Origin of the sequence: Arcicella gelida (assembly GCF_034931025.1) — a bacterium.
In the GTDB taxonomy this organism is placed as follows: Bacteria; Bacteroidota; Bacteroidia; order Cytophagales; family Spirosomataceae; genus Arcicella; species Arcicella gelida.
Map to the genome: position 1 here is coordinate 15,141 of NZ_JAYGIL010000044.1, position 23,973 is coordinate 39,113.

21 protein-coding genes and 1 rRNA gene are annotated in these 23,973 nt (G+C 33.5%); 10 read left to right on the forward strand and 12 right to left on the reverse strand.

The features are described 5' to 3' along the window. Positions 1-139: 139 nt before the first annotated feature. Positions 140-1,516 (reverse strand): M56 family metallopeptidase, encoded by a 1,377-nt coding sequence (locus VB776_RS22850; RefSeq protein ID WP_323699187.1) that lies wholly within the window; start codon positions 1,514-1,516, stop codon positions 140-142. A 27-nt stretch (positions 1,517-1,543) separates the two neighbouring features. Then, entirely contained in the window at positions 1,544-1,909 is a 366-nt protein-coding gene (locus VB776_RS22855; protein ID WP_323699188.1) for a BlaI/MecI/CopY family transcriptional regulator, read from the reverse strand. A gap of 137 nt (positions 1,910-2,046) precedes the next feature. Between VB776_RS22855 and VB776_RS22860 the strand changes: the two genes are divergently transcribed. From VB776_RS22860 to VB776_RS22870, 3 genes are all read left to right on the forward strand, one after another. Further along, the gene (locus VB776_RS22860; RefSeq protein WP_323699189.1) at positions 2,047-3,600 is read left to right on the forward strand and encodes an NFACT RNA binding domain-containing protein; all 1,554 of its coding nucleotides are present in this window, start codon (positions 2,047-2,049) and stop codon (positions 3,598-3,600) included. 341 nt (positions 3,601-3,941) lie between these two features. Continuing rightward, positions 3,942-5,615, forward strand: a complete 1,674-nt coding sequence (locus tag VB776_RS22865) for a sodium/sugar symporter (protein ID WP_323699190.1) — start codon at positions 3,942-3,944, stop codon at positions 5,613-5,615. A 95-nt stretch (positions 5,616-5,710) separates the two neighbouring features. Next, entirely contained in the window at positions 5,711-6,424 is a 714-nt protein-coding gene (locus VB776_RS22870; protein ID WP_323699191.1) for a thiamine diphosphokinase, read from the forward strand. Here the strand turns inward: VB776_RS22870 and VB776_RS22875 are convergent. From VB776_RS22875 to rsfS, 4 genes are all read right to left on the reverse strand, one after another. After that, positions 6,421-6,996, reverse strand: a complete 576-nt coding sequence (locus tag VB776_RS22875; RefSeq protein WP_323699192.1) for a GH32 C-terminal domain-containing protein — start codon at positions 6,994-6,996, stop codon at positions 6,421-6,423. The two genes, VB776_RS22870 and VB776_RS22875, sit on opposite strands and share 4 nt — an antisense overlap. Continuing rightward, positions 6,993-7,784, reverse strand: a complete 792-nt coding sequence (locus tag VB776_RS22880; protein WP_323699193.1) for a UDP-2,3-diacylglucosamine diphosphatase — start codon at positions 7,782-7,784, stop codon at positions 6,993-6,995. Before VB776_RS22880 ends, VB776_RS22875 begins: the two co-directional genes overlap by 4 nt. 135 nt (positions 7,785-7,919) lie before the next feature. Continuing rightward, positions 7,920-9,983 (reverse strand): ATP-dependent zinc metalloprotease FtsH, encoded by a 2,064-nt coding sequence (ftsH, locus tag VB776_RS22885; RefSeq protein WP_323699194.1) that lies wholly within the window; start codon positions 9,981-9,983, stop codon positions 7,920-7,922. 180 nt (positions 9,984-10,163) lie between these two features. Next, complete coding sequence (gene rsfS / locus VB776_RS22890) at positions 10,164-10,550, reverse strand: ribosome silencing factor (protein ID WP_323689638.1); 387 nt, start codon at positions 10,548-10,550, stop codon at positions 10,164-10,166. A gap of 114 nt (positions 10,551-10,664) precedes the next feature. On the opposite strand from rsfS, the gene VB776_RS22895 reads away from it, so the two are divergent. Beyond that, positions 10,665-11,432 carry a biotin--[acetyl-CoA-carboxylase] ligase gene (locus VB776_RS22895; RefSeq protein ID WP_323699195.1) on the forward strand — a complete coding sequence of 256 codons (768 nt, stop codon included), beginning with the start codon at positions 10,665-10,667 and terminating at the stop codon, positions 11,430-11,432. 348 nt (positions 11,433-11,780) lie between these two features. On the opposite strand, the gene VB776_RS22900 is transcribed toward VB776_RS22895, so the two are convergent. Beyond that, entirely contained in the window at positions 11,781-12,923 is a 1,143-nt protein-coding gene (locus VB776_RS22900) for a DEAD/DEAH box helicase (protein WP_323699196.1), read from the reverse strand. Between the two features lie 117 nt (positions 12,924-13,040). Between VB776_RS22900 and VB776_RS22905 the strand changes: the two genes are divergently transcribed. Continuing rightward, entirely contained in the window at positions 13,041-14,312 is a 1,272-nt protein-coding gene (locus tag VB776_RS22905; protein WP_323699197.1) for a replication-associated recombination protein A, read from the forward strand. A gap of 85 nt (positions 14,313-14,397) precedes the next feature. Here the strand turns inward: VB776_RS22905 and VB776_RS22910 are convergent, their stop codons facing one another. Further along, positions 14,398-15,630 carry an S-adenosylmethionine:tRNA ribosyltransferase-isomerase gene (locus tag VB776_RS22910; RefSeq protein WP_323699198.1) on the reverse strand — a complete coding sequence of 411 codons (1,233 nt, stop codon included), beginning with the start codon at positions 15,628-15,630 and terminating at the stop codon, positions 14,398-14,400. Between the two features lie 3 nt (positions 15,631-15,633). Further along, the gene (locus tag VB776_RS22915) at positions 15,634-16,146 is read right to left on the reverse strand and encodes a DUF1648 domain-containing protein (RefSeq protein ID WP_323699199.1); all 513 of its coding nucleotides are present in this window, start codon (positions 16,144-16,146) and stop codon (positions 15,634-15,636) included. 259 nt (positions 16,147-16,405) lie between these two features. Here VB776_RS22915 and VB776_RS22920 point away from each other — a divergent pair, with 259 nt between their 5' ends. Then, the gene (locus VB776_RS22920; protein WP_323699200.1) at positions 16,406-16,954 is read left to right on the forward strand and encodes a cob(I)yrinic acid a,c-diamide adenosyltransferase; all 549 of its coding nucleotides are present in this window, start codon (positions 16,406-16,408) and stop codon (positions 16,952-16,954) included. 246 nt (positions 16,955-17,200) lie between these two features. After that, a complete protein-coding gene (locus VB776_RS22925) occupies positions 17,201-18,265 on the forward strand; it encodes a branched-chain amino acid aminotransferase (protein WP_323699201.1) in 1,065 nt (354 codons plus the stop codon). A 69-nt stretch (positions 18,266-18,334) separates the two neighbouring features. Here the strand turns inward: VB776_RS22925 and VB776_RS22930 are convergent, their stop codons facing one another. Next, a complete protein-coding gene (locus tag VB776_RS22930) occupies positions 18,335-18,907 on the reverse strand; it encodes a hypothetical protein (RefSeq protein ID WP_323699202.1) in 573 nt (190 codons plus the stop codon). Between the two features lie 209 nt (positions 18,908-19,116). Between VB776_RS22930 and VB776_RS22935 the strand changes: the two genes are divergently transcribed. Together VB776_RS22935 and VB776_RS22940 are read left to right on the forward strand one after the other, a co-directional pair. Next, positions 19,117-19,788, forward strand: a complete 672-nt coding sequence (locus VB776_RS22935) for a response regulator transcription factor (protein ID WP_323699203.1) — start codon at positions 19,117-19,119, stop codon at positions 19,786-19,788. Positions 19,789-19,901: 113 nt separating this feature from the next. Then, entirely contained in the window at positions 19,902-20,342 is a 441-nt protein-coding gene (locus VB776_RS22940) for a LytR/AlgR family response regulator transcription factor (RefSeq protein WP_323699204.1), read from the forward strand. Positions 20,343-20,502: 160 nt separating this feature from the next. On the opposite strand, the gene VB776_RS22945 is transcribed toward VB776_RS22940, so the two are convergent. After that, a complete protein-coding gene (locus VB776_RS22945; protein ID WP_323699205.1) occupies positions 20,503-21,888 on the reverse strand; it encodes a BamA/TamA family outer membrane protein in 1,386 nt (461 codons plus the stop codon). 216 nt (positions 21,889-22,104) lie between these two features. Here VB776_RS22945 and VB776_RS22950 point away from each other — a divergent pair, with 216 nt between their 5' ends. Further along, positions 22,105-23,442 carry an MFS transporter gene (locus VB776_RS22950; protein WP_323699206.1) on the forward strand — a complete coding sequence of 446 codons (1,338 nt, stop codon included), beginning with the start codon at positions 22,105-22,107 and terminating at the stop codon, positions 23,440-23,442. Positions 23,443-23,868: 426 nt separating this feature from the next. On the opposite strand, the gene rrf is transcribed toward VB776_RS22950, so the two are convergent. Further along, positions 23,869-23,973: ribosomal RNA gene (gene rrf / locus VB776_RS22955) — 5S ribosomal RNA — on the reverse strand; the annotation flags it as partial.

A 23,973-nucleotide genomic window follows, 5' to 3' on the forward strand; every position in this document is an offset into this window, starting at 1 on the left:
GAAAATACTTAGGAAGAATGGTATTTTATTTTGGGGAACGGTAAAAGATGAGATGGATAGTAGATGAATTTCTTGAAAAGTCACAAATACATTATTTAAAACAAAAAGCCTGATAGATAAAACTATCAAGCATTCTTATTTACTTTTTAATTTTCGCTGCAATTGGCGGAGGTGGTGGTGGAGGGGGACCAAGTGGGGCTACAAAATGCTCGCCAGTACTTTTATCTGCAAAAAGAACAATCGTAGCATCCAAGTCTTTGGGATTTTTGTTAATCATCTTACTAAGATTAAAACTAAAATGTGTCGGTAAGTCTGATACTTTTGCTTTCTTTTTATCTCTTGCATTTTTACTTTTTTCATTTTCCTCTAAACTAATTTCAATTCTACTCAACTTCTTGGCTTCATTATATTCAGTATTTTTTACTTTCACCAAAAAGCCATAGCTTTTAAATTGTTCAGCAACAATTCCGTTTACCAAATCTGAAGTAATCTTTCTAGGACTTAAAGTCATTGAAATTTGGTCTTTCCTTTCATTTTCTCTAATCGTGTAAAGCTTTTTATTATCAGAAACTTTAACTTCTGGATAGGTATTCAAAACACTATTCCGTGGTATTTCAACATTTTTATTAGGCTTTTCTTGAATTTTCTTAACGACAGTTTCAAAAGAAAACGCCATCGTTATTAGTCCCAAAATGGGCAAAACGGATAAATAAGCGATTTTTTTCATAGGTAATGATTTTTGTTTAGTAAATAAAAAATGAATGCGTTCGGATAGCGGTTTTCGGCTAAAAGAATGAACCATCATAGGTTGCGTTTGAATACCTGCCAATTTTAATAATAGATGTGCATAGTTTCGTGGATGATATTGTTCAACCATTAGGCTATCTACTTCGTATTCATGTACTTCTGCTAACGAAAGTTGATACAAGTAAACAATAGGATTGAACCAAAAAACAATTTTCAACAATTCGACAAAGAGTAAATCATAAGAATGAAAAAGGCGAACGTGCCAGCGTTCATGTGCTAAAACCTGTTCAATTTCGGTTTTGTCTAAATGCGTGTCATCAATAAAAATCAGATTGAAAAAAGAAGAATTGGCAAATTTACCTTTCGTTCTGATATAAGGTTTAGCAGATTTTTTTTTCAAACTGAATAGTTTAAATAGAAGTATCACAAATCGAATCGACATCCAGAGCAAACCCAGAAAGTAGCAAAAATACATCCATGTAAAACCGTTAAAAATTTCAGCTTTGGAGTTTTCGGATACTTCTCCACTCCTATTTCCAAAGGTTTCAAGCTGTTTTAGTGAATAAAACTGAGCATAATTCACTAACTTTTGTGAAGTTGAAGTCATTTCTGTCAGTTCCCAAGTAAAATTGGGTATCAACAAACTGAAAACTAAACCCAGCAACAAGTAGATTCGATTGAGCCGAACGAAAGTGAAATTTCTGAAAACAAAAAAATAAAGGGCGTACAAAAGTGTCATCGAGATACTCGATTCTAATAAATACTTCATAGTTGATAAGATTAAAAATTAATACATTTAATCAGTTTTGCCATCAATAATATTTTTCAATGCGTCCAATTCTGCCGAGGAAATCTTTTCTTCTTTTACCAAAAACGACAATAAACTACTTGCCGAATTATCAAAATAATTACTTAGCACTTTCTTGAAAGTTTTCTTGGCATAATCTTCCTTAGAAATTATCGGAAAGTACTCATAAGTTTTACCATAAGCTTTGTAGCCCACAAAACCTTTTTTCTCCAAAATCCTCACGACCGACGAAATCGTATTGTACGGCGGTTTAGGTTCTTCATCCATTTTTTCGATAATATCTTTTACAAAAGCACTTTTCAGTTGCCAAAGTGCCTGCATAATTTTCTCTTCTGTTTTTGTTAATTCTTCCATGAATCAAAGCTATAACTTATTTTTCAGTTTTACAACTAATATTTAAGTTATTTAACGTATTTTTCAGTTAATATTTAAAAATACTTAATTCAGCTAACTTTGCAGTCAAATTAAAAGCTGAGGCTTTCACAAATTGTATGCAAACTAATTATTATTTTCTTCGTCAATTATCTAAAAAGCTTTCAACTGAACTAACTGGTTTGGTTTTGGCAGAATGTTTTTCTCAAGAAAAAGACGAAATTCTCTTGGGTTTTTGTAGCGAAGGCAAACAATGGCGTGACCAAAAAGAATTTTATATCAAAGCGGTACTTCATCCAGATTTTGCTTGTTTGACTTTTCCAAATGATTTTAAAAGAGCAGGTAGAAATTCAGTCAATCTTTTCAAAGAAATTATAGATTTAAAAGTACTCAGCGTTCGTCAGTTTGAAAACGAGCGTGCTTTTGCCCTGTATTTTGAAAACGATTTTGTCTTACTTTTTAAAATGTATGGCAATCGTTCAAACATTATTCTTTTTCAAGAAAACGAAGTAATTGATTTATTCCAGAATAAATTGGTGATTGATAACAATGTAGTTTTGGATAATCTTGACCGACCAATCGACCAAAGTTTTGAAGCATTTCAAGAAAAAGGTTGGAAAGCACTTTTTCCTACTTTTGGCAAAGAAATTACAAAATTTCTGACGAAAAACAGTAATGAATCTGTTACTTGGGAACAAATCCAAGCGATATTAACACAATTAGAAAACCCAACTTTCTACCTAAAAACAATTGATTTTCAACCAATTTTATCATTAATTCAAGCAGAAGGAGAAATTCTACAAACTTTTACCGACCCACTTGAAGCTAGCAATGCCTTTTATTATGCTCACAACAAAATCAATGTAATTGATAAAGAAAAAGGGCAAATTATTAAAATACTTCAAAAGAAAAAAACACGCACACAAACCTATATAGACAAGTGTTATCAGCAACTTTCAGGATTAGATACTGGCGTAAAACACGATGAAATTGCGAATATTATCATGGCAAATCTTCATGCCATTCCTGAAAGAACAGAAGTAATTGAATTATATGATTTTTACAGAGACCAGCCGATAAAAATTCGTTTGAAGCCAGACCTAAGTCCGCAGAAAAGTGCTGAGAATTATTATCGAAAATCCAAAAATGAAAAGATTGAAATCGAGAAATTGATGGAAAATGTAGAAGCTAAAGAAATGGATTTAGCTGAAATTGAACAGCAAATAAAAGATATAGAAGGTTTTGAAACCTTAAAAGAATTCAGAAAATACCTAAAAGTCAACCAATTAGAACCCACACAAAAAGTAGTAGAAACGGTACAGACGCTTTTTAAGTATTATCAATTTGAAGGTTATGAAATTTTGGTTGGTCGCAATGCCAAAAACAATGATTTACTGACACAACGCTTTGCTCGAAAAGAAGATTTATGGTTACATGCAAGAGATGTAGCAGGTTCGCATGTAGTCATTCGTAAGCAAGCAGGTAGAAATTTTCCGATTAATGTCATTGAAAAAGCAGCAGGTTTGGCAGCTTTTTATTCCAAAAGAAAAAATGATACTTTGTGTCCTGTAATCGTTACGCCCAAAAAATATGTAAGAAAAACCAGAGACTTGGGCGAAGGACAAGTAATCATTGACAAAGAAGAAGTTATTATGATTGAACCAAAACTTTAGCAGAAAGTATTTTTTTATTTACAAAAAATATTAATTTTGAGGGAAATAAACTTATTTAATCATTTCACCAGCTTTTCAGAAAGCTCTTTCTTATATTTTCAGCAAAAAACAATTAGATTATTTCTATACAGAATTGTAAATAATTGCAACAAAATGTGTCAATTTGACATGATTAAAACAATTAACAACGCATTGATTTTCAATTAATTAAATCATTTAAGTATAACTCTGCATAGCTTTTGCAATATTTTTAATAGTATTTAATCTATTTAATTTTGAATTAATGCAGTATCTTTCGGAGATGAAAAGTAATATATAACCAAAAAAATAAAATAAACCCAATGCAAAAAGGACTGCAATCCATTGACTATCTAGTATTCTTCTTCTATTTTATCGTTGTAGCAGGCTACGGCTACTGGATTTACCAACAGAAAAAATCAAAACAAGCATCATCTACAGATTTCTTTCTTGCCGAAGGTTCACTTACTTGGTGGGCAATTGGGGCATCGATGATTGCTTCAAACATTTCAGCAGAACAATTTATTGGGATGGCTGGTAATGGTTTCAAAATGGGCTTGGCTATTTCGGCTTACGAATGGATGGCAGCCGCAACGCTAGTAATTGTCGCAGTATTTTTCATGCCTATTTACTTGAAAAATAAGATTTTTACCATGCCTCAATTCTTGAAACAACGCTATAATTCAACGGTAAGTACTATTATGGCTGTGTTCTGGTTGATTCTATACGTGGTTGTAAACCTTACTTCTATCTTATATTTAGGAGCTTTAGCTATTACAACAATTTCGGGAATCGACTTTACACTTTGTATGTGGGGTTTAGCGTTTTTTGCCGTAATTATCACATTAGGAGGTATGAAAGTAATCGGTTTTACAGACGTAATTCAGGTATTCTTTTTAATCTTAGGTGGTCTTTGTACTACCTATTTAGCATTGACATTGGTATCAGAACAATTCGGTGAAGTTGGTGCGATTGAAGGTATGAAGCAAATGTTTACTCGTGCTGATGACCATTTTCACATGATTTTGAAGAAAGATAATCCTAATTATACTTCTCTTCCAGGTTTAGCAGTATTAATTGGTGGTATGTGGATTGTAAACTTAAATTACTGGGGTTGTAACCAATATATCACTCAACGTGCCTTGGGTGCTTCTCTTCCAGTAGCTCGTGAAGGTTTGTTATTTGCAGGTTTCTTAAAATTATTAATGCCTATAATTGTTGTTATTCCAGGTATTGCGGCTTATGTTTTATATCAAAACGGAATGTTTCAGCAAGAAATGTTAGGAGGTGACGGTACTGTAAATCCAGATCATGCTTATCCAGTTTTATTAAACTTACTTCCAGTTGGTTTGAAAGGCTTATCTTTTGCAGCTTTAACTGCTGCAATTGTTGCTTCTTTAGCGGGTAAAGCAAATTCAATTTCAACTATCTTTACTCTTGACATTTATCAGAAATTCTTCAAGAAAGATGCTACTGAACAAGAATTAGTAACTACTGGTAGAATTGTGATTGTGGTTGCAATGGTACTTGCTATTTTTATCTCTCCATTCTTAGGAATTGATAAAAAAGGTGGATTCGACTTTATTCAAGAAATGACTGGTTATGTATCTCCGGGTATTTTTGCGGTATTCTTGTTAGGTTTCTTCTGGAAACGTGCTAACTCTGCTGGTGCTATGGTAGCAACAATTGGTTCAGTAGTTATCTCTTTAGTTTTAAAAGAATTCCCAGATTGGACTGGTTTGTATGAAACACCAATTTATACTTCTTTCTTAGATTCAGAAGGTAAACATATTATCCCATTCCTTGACCGTATGGCGATTACTTTCGTAATTTGTGTTATCGTTATGGGTATTTTTGGTTTATTAGATCCAAGTACTAAAGAAAACCCTAAAGCTTTGGTAATAGATGCTTCTATGTTTAAAACAACAAAAAGCTTTACGATTGGTGCAATTGCAATTTTAATTATCTTAATCGTTCTTTATACTACATTCTGGTAGAATTTATTGATACATTTAATTTATTTAAGACAAAAGGCATTAAGTTAACTTAATGCCTTTTGTCTTAAATTTGTAGTTTAAAATCCTAATATAATATGTCATCTCATCATGTTATCAGAGAGCAACAAGAACCTGCGCTCATTATTGCCAACGGAGAAGCCTGCAGTTTTGAACTTATGGGTCAGTTACTTGAATGGTCTCCATTGGTCATTGTACTTGATTCTGCCATTAATCGTGTGTTGGAGTTAGGAATTAAAGTAGATGTATTATTGGGTGATTTTGATGTACTCAGAAATACTTCTGACCTCACTCTTTTGGATGAACAAAGTATCAAAAGGGCGATTAATCTTGAAAAAATCAGAGAAGAGCAATATCCTATTGAAATTGTTCATACGCCAGACCAAAACAAAACTGATTTAGAAAAAGCTTTCGATTATTTGATTGAAAAAGGGTTTCCAGCAGTAAATGTAATTTGGGCTACAGGAAGAAGAGCAGACCATACCATCACAAATGTTACCAACATTGTACGATTTAGAGAACAATTGAAAATTGTTGTGATAGATGATTACTCCAAGATTTTCATTCTTCCGAACACTTATGAAAAATGGTATCCATCTAAAACGCCCATTTCATTGATTCCAATCGGTGATGTTACTGGAATAAGTACCGAAAATCTAAAGTATGAATTATCAGATGATAGCCTAAAAATTGGCTACAGAACAGGAAGTAGCAATGAAGTAAAAGAGGATGGTTTAGTGAAAATCACCTACAAAACAGGTGATTTACTGATGATGGAATGTAATGATTAGTCGTATTTGTTGAGTGATGGTTGCTCTAAATCCCAAATTTTCAAAGACTCAACTTTCACTTTTCTATGTTTAGTAAAAATTGAAAAAATCACAGCTTCGCTACTTGGCACAATAGAATCTGCTAACATTACTTCGTTGTTATTGGCAAAAAATCGAACATAATCTTTACTGACAATAATTTGCATTTTTACTCTCTTATTCACCAATTTTAAAGGCACAATTAAATCTTTTACTGATGGTTTTGAAGATTTTATTCTATCAATATAAAGTTGTTTTTGATGAACATTGTAGCCTAAAACTAGCTCTTCTAATACTTTTTTAGGATTTTCTTTATCTTTCAATTGTGTTACTTTAAAGCCAAAATTTCTCGCTGATTTACAAAGTAACTCTGCTTCGATTAAGTAATTATTTTTTGAGAAAAGCTCCGAGCCATTCAATGGCACTTCTTTAGAAATAACAAAATCTTTCTTCTCAAAATACCGATAGGTTTGCTTCGAAATTAGTGAGTCAAAAGCTATATTTTGTCCTAAAACTGAGCAGTTAATTAATAAAAGTATTGCTAATATTTTCATCCTTGAAATTTTTTTACACTGAAATTAATTCCGTCGAATATAGCATAATGCTCACTTTCAGGTTTACCATAACACCATTCTCCTAAATTGATATAACGACTATTCTCGCCAGCTTTTAAATCTAGCAACAAATGGCGGTGACCAAAAACATAGAAATCATGGTGTCTCTGTTGTTCAATTTCTTTGGCATAAGCCCAAAGCCATTCACCTTCACCTCTGAACTGTAATTCACGTTTCAAATGCTCTTCTCCTTTTTTTGATGCTGACCATGCCATTGCTAATTTCATCCCAACTTGGGGATGAATCCAACCAAATGCCCATTGACAAAACTTACTTTCAAAAACCATCTTTAGCTTTTTATATCCATAATCGCCTGGGCCATAGCCATCACCATGAACCAAGTAGAATGAAGTACTATAATTAGCCTGTTTGACGACATATTCTGTCGGTTCTCTTAATACTTGAATACCCATTTCTTGTTGGAAATAATCAAAAATCCAAATATCATGATTCCCTCTAAAAATCACAATTTCAATACCAGCATCCGACAATTCTGCCAATTTACCTTGAAATCTGACAAAGCCTTTAGGAATTACATTCTCGTATTCAAACCAAAAATCAAACAAATCGCCCATCAAAAAAATAATTTGTGCATCTTTTTGAATGTCATTCAACCAAGCGATAATTTTTCTTTCACGAATTAAACTCGTTTGATGGTCTGGATATCCTAAATGAAAATCAGAAGCGAAGTATATTTTTTTGTCGGCTTGTAAATTAATCGTAGTCATTGAAACAAATTTAGAAAACAAATATACAATAAATCTAAGTCGTTTGGGCTTAAGTAGATTCTTCTATTGTCGTAACAAACAAAAATCCTACCCAGTAACTGAGTAGGATTTTTATCATCTTTAGAAAATTAGGTTTTATTTCTCAGCATTTTCAGTAGTTGCTTCTTCACTCTCTTTTTCATGAGTAGTTTCAGCTACTTTAGCTTCTAATTCTGCTGCTTTTCTATCTTCATTTCTAGTAAATTCCTGATAAGTAGTCAATTGTTCGAAGGGACGAGCACCCACTAAACGCTCTAAATCATTTTGGAAAAGTACTTCTTTCACCAACAATTCCTGAGCTAAAATTTCTAATTTATCTTTCTTTTCAGTTAATAAAGCCTTTGTTCTTTCGTAAGCAAGATGAATAATTTTACGAGCTTCCTCATCAATTTCACGAGCTGTTTGTTCAGAATAAGGTTTATTGAAATTATATTCAGAGCCTTTAGAATCATAGAACGACACATTTCCAAGCTTATCATTCATACCATAAATGGTTACCATGCTATAAGCTAATTTAGTGATACGTTCTAAGTCGTTTTGAGCACCCGTCGAGATTTTACCAAAAATAATATCTTCAGCCGCACGACCACCCAAAGTAACACACATTTCATCAATCAATTGTTCAGTTCTGTACAAGAACTGCTCTTTTGGCAAATATTGTGCATAACCTAAAGCAGCAACGCCACGTGGTACAATCGTTACTTTCACTAATGGATTTGCATGTTCTAAAAACCAACCCGCAATAGCATGACCTGCTTCGTGATAAGCAACAATTTTCTTTTCTTCTGGAGAAATCAATTTGTTCTTTTTTTCTAAACCGCCAATTACTCTATCCATTGCTTCTTGGAAATCCTTCATATCAACCGCAGTTTTGCTACGACGAGCTGCAATTAAAGCAGCCTCGTTACAAACGTTGGCAATTTCTGCACCTGCAAAACCAGGCGTTTGTGCCGACAATTCTTTTGGGTCGATATCAGCCGCTAATTTCAAAGGCTTTAAATGTACTTTGAAAATCGCTTCTCTTCCGATAATATCTGGTTTATCAATTGAAATCTGACGGTCGAAACGTCCCGGACGTAACAAAGCTGAGTCTAATACATCTGGGCGGTTCGTTGCCGCCATAATGATAATTCCAGAATCAGTTGCAAAACCATCCATTTCAACTAACAATGAGTTCAAAGTATTTTCACGTTCATCATTAGAACCCGGCATTGCACCACGACCACGAGAACGACCTACTGCATCAATCTCATCAATAAAGATGATACATGGTGCTTTTTCTTTTGCTTGTTTGAACAAATCTCTTACACGAGCCGCACCAACGCCAACAAACATTTCCACAAAATCAGACCCAGAAAGTGAGAAGAAAGGTACTCCTGCTTCACCAGCAACTGCTTTTGCCAACAAGGTTTTACCAGTACCCGGAGGGCCTACTAATAAAGCACCTTTTGGAATTTTACCCCCAAGGTCTGTGAATTTTTTAGGAAATTTTAGGAATTCTACAATTTCTTGAATTTCTTCTTTCGCTTCATCCAAACCAGCAACATCATTGAAAGTAATTTTCACTTTCGCTTCGCCGTCAAACAATGTGGCTCTTGAACGACCGATATTGAAAATCTGACCGCCAGGGCCACCTGTTCCGCCCATTCTGAAGAACATAAAGTAAATAGCAACGAACATCAAAATGAAAAAACCAGGACCAGCTAAGAATTCAAATATTCCATAATGTTCTTCTGTAGTAGCATGTACTCTTTTTTCACGAGGAATATCTTTCTGTAATTCGTTAAGTTCTGTTTCAAAAGAATTGATTGAAGTAATCTCTTTTTCAAATTGAGGCCCAGCAGTTTGATTAACAACTGCATTTGGTTGATCACTTAATTCGTTTTTATATTTAGGTAAAGCCTCAGGTTTGAGTGTTATTTCAACAATGTCTTTTCCTTTGATGATGGATAATTTGGCAATTTCTTGGTTCAGCACCATTTGTTCGTACTGAGTTTGCTGAATCGGTTTTAGAACTTTTGTTTTACTCAAAAAGTAAATACTGATTAAAGCAACAACTAACCCTACAACCAACCATCCTTGAAAACCATTTCCAGAAGCATTAGGGCGACGCTTCGGAAAGCCCTGAGGTTTATTATTCTCACTATTATTTTCTGCCATTTTTTCTATAATTAACTTTTAAACAGTGTACATTTTACGATAATAAGTAAATTAACTTACCATGATAAATTGTAAACTTGGATTATCTGTAATGAAAACACAAGGTTGGATAACTTTGTTTCTAACTTATGTTATACATGAAAAGTGGTATGATAAATTTATGGAAGGAATATGATTACTTTAAACGGCATCATCGTCGATATAAGTAAATTCAGCATCACCCCAAAGTTCTTCGAGTTTGTAAAATTCTCTTCGATCTTTTTTGAATACGTGTACAACTACATCATAATAATCAACCAATATCCATTCTCGGTTTGCTTTACCTTCCATGCTTCTAGGATTTGTACGAGTTGCTTCCCATACTTCTTTATCTACAGATTCAGATATAGCATCAATTTGTGTATCAGAATTACCAGAACAAACGACAAAAAAATCAGTGAAAGCATTTTTCACTTTTCTTAAATCCATCACTACAATATTGGTTGCCTTTCTTTCCTGCATCCCTTTCACCACCAATTGGCTAAGTTCTTGTGAACTAATTTCTTTTTTTAATTTAACTTCTGTCATGCTTTGCTGTTTGTAAATTCACAAGTGTTTGTCACAATGTTTAGAGAGAAATCTCATAACTTCATTACTTAATAACACAAAAAATAATTTGAACTTTAAAATTACAAAATAACCTTGTACAAAATTCAACCCAATACATTATTTACTGGCAAAACAATTAAATACCTGCCAGTCTGTCATTCTACTAACGACATAGCGGCTGAAATAATTCAGTCACACACAAACGTTTTTGAAGGAATGGTCATAATTACCGACAATCAAACGGCTGGTCGTGGACAAAGAGGAAACGTTTGGGAAGCCTCTGTTGGCGAAAATTTAACGTTTTCTTTAATTCTGAAACCTAATTTCTTAAAAGCCAGCGAACAGTTTCAACTCAATGTTGCAGTATCACTTGGTGTTTTAGATTGCCTGTCAGAATATATCGACGAAGACCTAAAAGTAAAATGGTCGAACGATATTTATTTCCAAAATCAAAAAATGGGAGGAATTTTAATTGAAAACACGCTACAAGGTTATCAAATTGGATATTCAGTGGTTGGTATCGGGCTTAATATTAATCAAGCAAATTTTCCAGTACCAAATGCTACATCGCTCAGAAACGTAACGACAAACCCACTAAAATATGATTTAGCTGCCTTACTTTCTAGTCTTTTAGAATTTATTGAGAAAAATTATTTATCTATTAAAAACGGAGATTACGAGATACTTAAAAACAGGTATTTATCTAATCTGTTTAGAATAGAAGAATTCCATCATTTCAGGAAAAACGGACAATTATTTGTAGGAAAAATAATTGGAATTGATGAAACTGGACAATTAGGAATTGAATCCGATGGTTTAATCGAATACTTTGGTTTTAAAGAAGTGGAATTTGTGATATAGAAAAAAGCAATTAATGCTTTTTTAAGACGTGATGTGCAAATGAATCAAAGCTTTTCAAAAAAATGTATCCTAAAAAAATTACCAGAGAACTGATAAACAAAATGCGAAGCATTGATTTGAGATTCATGGCATATTAAGGGTTTTATGTGTGGTTAGTTCAATAATTTAATTCAAATATAGATAAAATCTTGAAATAACCATATACATTAATAAATTATTTTAATTTATTGTACACTTGTTAAAGATTCTTCAAAAAGCTGACAATCAATTATCTTATGGAATAAGTAAAATAGCATTTATCACAAGTTTTACCCAATCCATAAGATGATTGAATCTATGAATTATTACTTAAAACTTCGCTAAATCAATATCGTCAGTGGCTATAATTTCTACTTTCCTTTTCATTTTTTTCTGAATAATATGAAAATGATGTTGGTCTTCTGGGCAAATTAAAGAAATGGCGTCGCCAGAATTTGTAGCACGTCCTGTTCTTCCGATTCTGTGAACATAATCTTTGGGCGAACGTGGTAATTCATAGTTTATCACCACTGGTAAAAACTGAATATCAATACCACGAGAAGCCAAATCAGTAGCTACTAAAACATTTACTTTCCCAGCTTTGAAACTTCTTAAAGCTTCTGTTCTTGCTCCTTGTGTTTTTTTGCTGTGAATGGCGGCGGCATTGATGCCATTTTTTTTCAATTTATCCACCAAATTATCGGCAGTTCTTACGGCAGACACAAAAATCAATACTTGTTGCATCGCCTGCGATTTGATTAAATACCGTAAAAATGGACCTTTTCTTTCTGGACTTACCGCATAAGCGATTTGATTAATTTGGTCAAGATTTTGTACTTCTGGCTCTATTTCAATTTTAACAGGCTCGCTCAATAATGCTTCCTTAATTATTTCTAAATCAGTATCTAAAGTTGCCGAAAACAAAATATTCTGACGCTTCTTTGGCAGTAATTTAAAAATATTATTGGTTTCTTCTTTAAAACCTAAATCCAACATTTTGTCGGCTTCATCCAAAACTAAAGTTTCAATTCTGGCTAAATTGATAGATTGCGTAGAAACCAAATCTAACAAACGCCCGGGCGTAGCTACTAAAATTTCGGTATTCTTGAGCGTCACCATTTGCTGATTGAGCGGTACTCCACCAAAAACGGCAATTGTTTTCACAGGACTTTTTAAGTGAATCGCAAAAGATTCTATTACTTCTTTAATCTGAATCGCTAATTCACGAGTGGGTACTAAAATCAATACTTTCAGATGTAAATTTCTTGTCGGACTTTTACGCTGAAACATTTCTAAAATCGGCAACACAAAACTCGCTGTTTTTCCAGAACCCGTTTGGGCAATTCCTTGAATGTCTTTTCCAGCCAAAATTGCAGGAATAGCCTGTTGCTGAATCGGGAAAGGTTCGGAGTAATTTTGAGCAGTAATGCCTATTAAAAGAGATTCTGATAAACCAAGTGATGCGAAAGTCATGTAATTATTTTTGAATGAAAATATCTTACAAAGATAAGATTTCTTTTCCACAAAGCTTTGCATTGCATCAGCGTCCGTAAATGAATGTATATTTGCTATTGAATAAACGATAGAATTATGCAACCATTAGCCGAACGAATGCGTCCACAAACGCTTGATGAGTACGTCGGGCAACAACATTTAGTAGGAGAAAAAGCCGTTTTGCGTCGTGCCGTAGAATCGGGCAGAATTCCTTCTTTTATTTTGTGGGGACCTCCGGGCGTTGGAAAAACTACTTTGGCAAGTATTGTGGCTCAGACGTTGAAACGTCCGTTTCATGTACTTTCTGCCATAAGTGCAGGAGTAAAAGACATTCGTGAGACGATTGAAATGGCAAAAAAACAAAAGTTTTTTGATACGCCCTCTCCTATTTTATTCATTGATGAAATTCATCGTTTTTCAAAATCTCAGCAAGATTCCCTACTTGGTGCGGTTGAAAAAGGAATTATTACTTTGATTGGAGCTACAACCGAAAACCCTTCTTTTGAAGTAATTTCTGCTTTGCTTTCTCGCTGTCAGGTTTATGTGTTGAAGCCTTTGGTAAAAGAAGAATTGATTTATTTAATCAATCAGGCTTTAGAGAAAGATATTTTCTTAAAAAATCGTGGAATCGTCGTAAAAGAATATGAAGCCATTTTACAGTTTTCGGGTGGCGACGGACGAAAATTGTATAATATTTTGGAATTGGTAAGCAATTTTATTCATGGCGAAGGTTTGGAAATTACCAACGAAATGGTGGTTGAAATACTTCAACAAAATATTGCTCTTTACGACAAAGACGGCGAACAACATTACGATATTATCTCGGCTTTTATCAAATCCATTCGTGGTTCCGACCCCAATGCAGCCGTTTATTGGCTTGCCAGAATGTTGGAAGGTGGTGAAGATATTGAATTTATTGGAAGAAGATTAATGATTTTAGCTTCGGAAGATATTGGCTTGGCAAACCCGAATGCTCTATTAATGGCAAATACTTGTTTCCAAACGATTCGTGCCGTAGGAATGCCTGAAGCTCGCATTGTACTTTCGCAAACGGTGATTTATTTGGCTACTTCAGCTAAAAGTAATTCGGCTTATTTGGCAATTGACCAAGCTTTGGCGATGGTGCGTGAAACGGGAAATTTACCAGTTCCCTTGCATCTCCGAAACGCTCCGACCAAACTAATGAAGCAATTAGATTATGGTAAAAACTACAAGTACGCCCACAATTACGAAGGTAATTTTGTAAAACAGCAATTTTTACCCGAAAAAGTGAAAAATACTAAGTTTTTTGAGCCACAACAGAATCCTGCGGAAGAAAAAATCAAACAAAAACTTCGTCAAGATTGGGGCGAAGAGTATGACTATTAAGTATGAGTGCTGAATTATGAGTTCAAATATCTGAATATCAATCTATTGAGTAATCGCAAAATCTTAACTAATTATGCACAATTAGTCAAGGTAATAATAAGGATGAATCACCATAACTCAAGAAACGATAATCGTTTACCATTGCTTCGGCATACACTTTTCGCCAATCTTCGCCAATGAGTGCGGCGATGAGTAAAATTAAAGTACTTTCTGGCTGGTGATAATTGGTAATGATGCCCTTGCAGATTTTAAATTGATAGCCCGGAAAAATAAAAATTTCAGTTTCACCCGTAATTTCATTTTCGCCAGTGGCTTCCATTTTTGCTAAAATCGTTTTCAAGGCAAGTTCTGTACTTGGCAAAGATTCGGCTGGACTTTGATAAGGGTCTAACTTTTCAATGAAAAAAGTACTTGAAAAATCCTTTATCAGTTTTACGCCATACCAATACAAACTCTCCAAAGCTCGCATCGAAGTTGTGCCAACTGGAATGGTATTCCCGATATTTTCGAGTAAAACTTCAATATTCTTTTTCGTAAACACAATTTGCTCATTGTGCATTCTGTGTTCTACAATATTTTCAACTTTAATGGGCTGAAACGTTCCAGCTCCGACATGAAGAGTAATAAATTCTTCTTTAATTCCTTGATTTGAAAGACTTTCCAGTACTTCGTCCGTAAAATGTAAACCTGCCGTTGGAGCTGCTACTGCTCCTTTTTTCTCGCTATAAACAGTTTGGTAGGTTTCATAATCAGCTTCTTCGGCTTCACGATTCAAGTAAGGAGGCAAAGGAATTTCGCCCAAAGCTTGAATAATATCTATAAATTTGGGTGTGAAATTTCCAACATTTTCAGAAATTACTTGCCAAGAAAGTTGTACTTGATTACTCTCAAAATCAAAAATACTGGCTTTTACTTCTACTTCTTCTCCCGAAATCGTTAGAATTTTAGATAAAATATCCTCTTTTTTCCAACGCTTTCTGTTACCAATCATACATTCCCAAACACAAGTATTGTTTACTTCCATAGCCAAATTAATGACCGAGGTAGGTGCAACAGGATGCAAAAGGAAAATCTGAATGACCGCTCCAGTAGATTTTTGGAAATGAATTCGGGCAGGAATTACTTTGGTATTATTAAAAACCAACAAAGTATTTTCAGGTAAATACTCATTGATTTTATGAAAAACCGTATGCCTTATTTTTCCTTGCTGATATACTTGTAGTTTCGATTCGTCACGCTTTTCTAAAGGGAATTTCGCAATTCGCTCATCGGGCAAATCATAAGTATAATCAGTAAGTTTTAAATCTTGAATATCCATCAATTAATCTTCTTCTTCAATTTTTGGACTGGTAAAAAGCAATTTGATAGGCAAATAGAAAATCCAAGCCATCATCAGAACAATTCCAATTACTAACAAATAAGTATAATCAGTTTGGAAAGTACGTTCGTCATTCAAAATCAACAAAGCTCTAAGAATAAGTAAAAGAAAAGTATTGACAATAGCAGGCAAAAAGTTTAACCAATTTACTATGGCAGCATTTAATTGGTTACCTCCTTTCAACCATTTTTTATTTGGAATCCATTGAAAAGCCAATAATGGAATACGTTTTACATTGTTTGCTAGCAATACCGAAAGTATATTGAAAGCAAACATTACTCCAGCAAAAAGATAGAAAACCTGATTTTTTGGTAAAAATCCATCTCCTCTACCATTTGGCCCAAAATGCACAGCGGTGGTATCTGGCAAACCACGATAAGTAAATAATAATACAAGTACGAAGGCTAAAATTGATAAATAACGCCAAGTTCTGGAAATGAAAAATTCTATACTCATTGATATTGTTGTTTCAGGGTGCAAAATTACGCTACAAATGGCAGGATTTCTAATGAAACAAGTGATTAATCAAGAATAAAATAGCTACAAGCCTAAAGTGATAAGTCTTGAGCCTTTTTCAGACTGATATATAAAAGAAAAAATAGTTGTCATGACAATTATTTTTTTCATGTTTAATGAGTAAAACTTCTGAAAAAAATTTAGCTTTGTAAAATGAACGATTTCAGGGCATTAATCACCCAGAATATGAATAAAATGTATGAAAATTTACACTAAAACTGGTGATAAAGGTACAACTTCATTAGTTGGAGGAACAAGAGTATCAAAAACAGCACTTAGAATTGAGGCTTATGGCACAGTTGATGAATTAAATTCATACATTGGTTTAGTTCGTGACCAAGCAGTGAACGAAAAACGTAAAGATATCTTAAAGGAAATTCAAGATAGGTTATTTACAATTGGCTCTATTTTAGCCTCTGAGCCAGAACAAAGTAAAAAGCGTTTGCCTGATTTACTAGAAAGTGACATTGAACTATTGGAAAATGAAATGGATAATATGGATAAGGAATTAGAACCTATGCGATATTTCATTTTACCGGGCGGTCATCAATCAATTTCATTTGGACATTTGGCTAGAACTATTTGTCGCAGAACAGAAAGAATTGTAATCAGACTTGCAGAAGAATCAACAGTAAATGAATTAATAATCAGGTATTTGAATCGCCTTTCGGATTATCTTTTTGTATTATGTAGAATAATGGCAAAAGAGCTTGAGGTTGAAGAAATCGCTTGGAAACCAAGGGTTTGATTTTCTTTGGGACTTTAGGACTTTAAGATTCAAGACACAAGATTTTAGACAAAAGACTTGAAGAGTTTGTTTCGGACTTTAGGACTAGAAGATACAAGATTTAAGACAAAGGCGTGAAAAATTTGGGATTTGGGACTTTAGGAAGAAATATTGAAGACTAAAAGATTTGATAAATAAAAAGCTTAAAGCTGATGACTGAAAGCTCGCAGCTAAAAAATAAAGAATAACAGATAATATTTTAAAATTATGACAGATACTTTGCAGATTGATATCCATCAGATTGAGAAATCTAGGATTGATTCGGTTGATTTTGACAACCTTGTTTTTGGACGTTCTTTTGCCGACCACATGTTAATGGTTGATTTTAAAGACGGAGAATGGCAAACGCCACAAATTTTGCCTTATGGCCCAATTTCATATTCTCCAGCAATGATGTCTCTACATTACGGACAAGCAATTTTTGAAGGAATGAAAGCCTACAAAAATGCAGCTGGTGAAATTTTAGTTTTCCGTCCGGAAGAAAACTGGAAACGTCTCAACAAATCTGCAGTCCGTATGTGTATTCCTGAAATCCCTGAAGATATTTTCATGGAAGGGCTTTCACAGCTTTTACGTTTGGATGCTGAGTGGATTCCAGCCAAAGAAGGTTGTTCGATGTACATTCGTCCTTTTATGTTCTCGACGGACGAGTACGTTGGCGTAAGTCCATCTAAAACGTATAAGTTTATGATTTTCAACTGTCCTGTAGGGTCTTATTATTCAAAACCTTTACGTGTACGTGTTGAAACACAATATATTCGTGCGGCGCATGGCGGTGTCGGTTTCTCTAAAAATGCAGGAAACTATGGCGGTTCTTTGTATCCAACTAAATTAGCGATGGATGCTGGCTATGACCAAATTATTTGGACGGATGCTGCTACCCATACTTTTGTGGAAGAAGCAGGAACGATGAACCTTTTGTTCGTAATTGACGGAGCTTTAGTAACAGCACCGACTGGCGATACTATTCTTGATGGAATTACTCGTAAATCAGTATTACAAGTAGCGAAAGAATGGGGAATGAAAATTGAAGAAAGACAGCTTTCAGTTAAAGAATTAGTAGAAGGTATTAAAGCTGGAAAAGTAACCGAAGCTTTTGGTGCAGGTACAGCCGCTGTAATTGCTCCTATTGCTACTATCGGTTTTGAAGGTGTTGATTATCAACTTCCTGAACGTACAGAAGATGCTTTCTCGAAAAGAGTATTTGAAGAAATTAACGATACACGTTTAGGCAAAAAAGCCGATACTCGTGGATGGGTTATGAAAATATAACTTTCTGAAACAATCAATACAAAACAAAAAGAGCCTTCAGACAATCTGAAGGCTCTTTTTGTATAATACTTATTGTAAAATCTTATCGTCTTTATTAGCAAAAACAATCTTCATTCCTGGGTCTTTTTCTGTACTTACATTCTGAATCAGTACATTATTATTACCATCAGCTAACTGCCAAATGATTGATTTATCTTTACTTACTCCTTTGCCATATTTTGTTTCAAAATAGCCTTTGAACTCATTCATCAAACTATCTACAGCAGTTTGTCGCTCAATATAAACATCAATCGTAATGGCTTCAACTTTATTATCTGGACTTTTTACGTAAAGAATATCAGCAAAGTTTAAATCTGTGTCATCGAAATACTCTGTGAAACTTTTCCCATTTTCTGCTGGTGTTTCTGAAGGCAATGTAGTTTCATTAATCGTATCAATATTATCCCCAATTTTTACACCTCTTGCCATTCCAGTATCGGTTTTAAGAATTGCCTGAAAGATTGTACTATAATTTTCTAAAGCAGACGAACCCTCTGTTAGGTTAACCGAAGCATTGCTTTCTGTTTGTGTACTTTCCTTTTTTTCCTGGCAAGCAACTAACAAAGCAAAAAAGATTAGAAAGTAAAAGTTATTTTTTTTCACGGAATGAATTTTTATTAAGGTTTCTAGCTACAAAAATACGAAAACTTTCCGACTAGCTACCACATTCAGATTGATGATATAAGTTTCATCACCCAATCATGTGATATTACCTCTATTTATTTTTTTGTAATATTACATTAATTTTAATATTGAAATATGCTACTCCTTACCCAATCAATTTTGCATTTCAGGTAAATATCTTCAATATCATGACTCTAAATTTCATCAAACCAATGACTCAAACTTCTATCAAAATCGTAGTTTACGAGGATAATCCTGATTTACGAGAAAGCCTTTCGGTACTCCTTGGGGGTTCAATTGGTTTTGAACTAATCGGTGCTTTTGTTAATTGCGAACAGGTAGCCAAGCAAATCGTTGAATTAAAACCGGATGTTGTTTTGATGGATATTGATATGCCTGTAGCCAATGGTTTAAAAGGACTCAAAATCATCAAACAATTGGCTCCACAAGTAAATGTAGTAATGTTTACAGTCTTTGAAGACAATGAAAACATCTTCGAAGCTATTTGTTCTGGAGCAGTTGGTTATCTTTTGAAAAGAACTCCGCCCGTAAAACTTCTTGAAGCCATTCAAGATGCCAATAACGGTGGCGCACCAATGACTTCAAGTATTGCTCGCAAAGTATTACAAATGTTGCCTACGCAACAGAAAGTAACAGAAAATAATGATTATAAATTAACAGAACGAGAAAGTGAGATTTTAAACCTTTTAGTAAAGGGGAATAGCTATAAAATGATTGCAGATAAATGTAGCATCAGTATAGATACTGTACGCTCTCACATCAAAAAAATATATGATAAATTACACGTTCACTCACAAACTGAAGCTGTAGCGAAGGCAATTCATGAAAGAATTGTGTAATATATCATCCTATCATGTGATTGACAGCCATTAAAATACACTATACTTTTGTAACAAGAACCCAACCATGCAATAGAATAAATTTATGGATTAACCTAAACCAAATAACTATCATGGCAAGTACGTCATTAACAAGCAATTCATATCTAATTAATAACTTAAGTCATGATTTCAGTTTTAGACGAGACCCAATTTTCAACAATGAGTCGAATATCATTTTAACGATTTCATGTAAAAAAAATATTATAGTAGCTTGGAAAGACATTAGTCATCTTGAAGCAATTGGAAATTACACGATGTTTCACTTCACAGATGGGAAAAAATTGTTGGTTTCACGAACAATGAAGATTTTTTTACCTAAATTAGACGATGAAATGTTTGTAAGGATTCATAAATCTTTTATAGTCAACCTTAATTATATTGCACAGTTTGATGTGAGGGAAGAAATGTTCGTTCAATTAAGAGATGGAAGTAAAATTTCAATTTCAAGAAGAAAGAAAAAAGACTTTATTGAAAAAGCTAGAAGATATTTTAGTAACTTTCGGATAAATTAAAGAATGAAATTAGTGGTTAGGTATTTATGAAACGGGGGTGATTCTTTTACCCCACGTTTTTCAAATCCTACCTTCAAAAATATTTAAGATAATAGGTGTAGAACTATTAATTTGCACAGGGAGATGTTTTTAACGTCTCCTTTGTCTTTTTATAGCTACCCTAAAATTCTCGTCCCATACTGAATACAAAATTTTTCTTATTACTACTATTAATCGCATAGCTAAAGCGAAGCACCAAATTGTAGTAAGTAACCACATCAAGCCCAACACCGTAACCATATATTAATTTATTAGCAAGATTACTTTTATTTTCTGTCGCAAAGCGATTTTCAACATAAGCATAATCATTAAAAATGTTAGGATACAGACCTAATGGAATTTTATTAAATTGCTTAATACGAAGAAACTTCAAGTGAAAAATCTTGTTTAAAAGTTCATATCTTAGATTATTTCTAACATAGAAATATTTACTTCCGTCAACAACGTAAAGCTCGTAACCTCTTACTAAATCTCCTCCATAGCCCAAACCACGAGTATTTAAAAATGGTTGACGATTGGGAAAAGACAACTTTCCTTCAAGATTAATCCCGAAAAACCATTTTTTAGATAATGGCTTGTAATATGAGTAATCTCCAGTAATTTCTAATTGATTAATGTCGTCATTGGGTAAAATTCCTAATTTATTGATTAACAACTCGTATCGTTTACCTCTCAAAGGATAAGTAACATTATCTCTGAAATCATAGTTAAAGTAATAACTTATCTGTCCATAAATTTGTTGATTAGTTTTACTTGCCAAGTAATTCGGATTAAGTTTTCTAATCGTATCATCAATTGAAATATGATTAAATCTTAGTTCTATTGTATGATTATCGTAAAAAGCAAAACGTTTTTTCAAAAAAATAGCTCCAGAAAAACGCTCTCTCATGATTTCATCTTTACTTCGAAAATAAAAAAGTGTATCATTTAAACTTCTAAAAGCTACATTCTTATTCGTAATATACGAAATGCTCATTCCCAAGCCAGTCTTCTGAGCTTTATTGATATAGGGAATTCTGTAACTAAAATCTACTCTTTTAGTAAAACCATTTTCGAGGTGTAAAGACAGTCTTTCTGCTCTACCTCTGAAATTGCTGTGTATCAAATCAACACCATAAATTGTACGCTTAAAATCATATCCACGACTCCACCATTCCGAGAAATTTCTATCAGCTAATTGAAAAACAGGATAACCCAAAATGAACCATTGTTCTTGAAGATTAATAATCACTTTCAATTGACCTTGATTACTTATTTCGGTTTGAATTTCAGCAGTAACAAACAAATTAGTATTGATTATTTTCCTTCGGTTTAGTTCCAAACGTTTTGAAAGTTGATCATTCAATAAAGTATCCCCTATTTTAAAATCAAGCTCCCGAAGAATGATATTTTCTTTTGTTTTATGATTTCCATGAAGAATAATTTCATTCACTACCACAAATGAATCTACCTGAATAGGTTTTAGAGTAGGGTTTATCAGGGAAAAAAGGAAAGTAAAAAGTAGCATAAATCAAAGTTAATCAATTATTCCAAAGAAAATAAGGTTCTTCTTTACGCTATTAATACTCATGAAATAGCTCTTTTTAAAAAACAGTAATTCTTATAGATTCTAAAGAAAGTATAACCTTCAATTAGCATGAAGCGAACCAGAAAAAATATAAATTATTCTAATTTAATTAGTATTATTGTAAGTAAAATTAACCGTTTTTATTAATCAATATTTATGAATAGTATCAAACCAAGATTAACATTTTCTCAAATCATTAATATGAATGTAGGTTTTTTTGGCATTCAATATAGTTTTGGTTTGCAGCAAAGTGCCATCAATCCCATTTACGATTTCTTAGGAGCAAGTCCAGATGAAATTCCTCTTTTAAATTTAGCAGGTCCGATGACGGGACTTTTAATTCAACCCATTATTGGTGCTATGAGTGATAAAACATGGCATCCACGTTGGGGAAGACGTAAACCATATTTTCTAGTTGGAGCATTACTTTGTAGCATTGCTCTATTCATTTACCCGTTCAGTAGTTCATTATGGATGGCCGCAGGCTTACTGTGGATACTTGATGCAGGAAATAACACTGCGATGGAGCCTTATAGAGCATTTATTGCAGATAAACTTCCCACAGACCAACAGGCAACGGGTTTTCTTTCTCAAAGTTTTTTTACAGGTTTAGGGATTACCTTAGCGAATATTTCATTATTTATTTTTCAAAAGTTCATTCCAGGCGAGCATGGAAGTATTCCATATTGGGTATTTGGCTCATTCTTTTTAGGCTCTGTTTGCTCTATAGGTTCAGTACTTTGGTCAATGTCTAAAACTCCCGAAATTCCACCAAGCCCTGAAGAATTAATAATTATGCAACAGCATAAAGGAGGAATTTTCGCTCCTTTTATTGAAATATCAGAAGCTATTAAAGACATGCCAAAAGTAATGTGGCAATTATCTTTGGTATATCTTTTTCAATGGTATGCCTTATTTTGTTACTGGCAAAATGCTTCTAAAAGCATTGCTCAATCAGTTTGGCATACTTCACCAATGGGCAATAAACAATTATATGAAGAAGCAGTTGGTTGGACAGGTTTAGTAAATGGATGGTATAATATTGCTACATTTTTATCAGCATTTGCTTTGGTTGGACTTGCCAAAAAGTATTCACCTAAGTTAGTTCATGTAATTTGTTTGCTTATCGCTGGTATTGGTCTTATCATTTTCCCACACATTGAAAATAAATATCTACTATTTGCACCAATGACAGGTTTTGGAGTAGCTTGGGCAAGTATGATGGGAATTCCATATTTAATGGTCATTTCAGAAATACCCAAAGAACGTTATGGTGTATATATGGGTATAATTAACATGATGATTGTTATTCCAATGATTATTCAAAATGTTACTTTCGGATATATTTTAGAGCATTTCTTAAATAATGACGCTGGAAAAGCAATTACTTTTGCCGGTATTTTCTTGTTAATTGCCTGTGGAGCAACGATGCTTATGAAATCTGGAAAGATAGAAGAAGGAATGGAAATACCTACAAGTGGCGGTGGACATTAATATAATATCATCAAAAGTTGCAACATGAGTCATTTCGAATTTTCGGAATCACAAAAAGCGGTCGAAATTAGTTTTTAGACCGCTTTTTGTGATTGATGGCCAATGAATTACTACTGTTTGAGCGAAGCGAGTTTAGAAATTCTTGATTTTTTTGTTACTTTTTGCCTTGATTCAAAAAGTAAGGACGAGACTAAATCCAAAAAACATTGAAATCTTTTAAAACTTACTTTTTCAAGAGCAAAATTTGGGATGACTTATGTTTTTAAATGTAGATATATTATTAATTCTATATTTCAATAGCTTAAACTAAAAGTTACTAATGCTAAACTCTATTTTAAAGTGAAAAATGTTTAACTAACATCAATGCTAAATTTGTCTATAACGAGAAAGAGCTACCATTTCTGGTAGCTCTTTTTTCATTAATATTTTTGGGGTTTATTTACTTTCCCGCATGTGATTGCAGTATCATCAACGGAACTGGGCTTAACTTCTCTGTTCGAGATGGGAAGAGGTGAACACCAGTCCTATCAA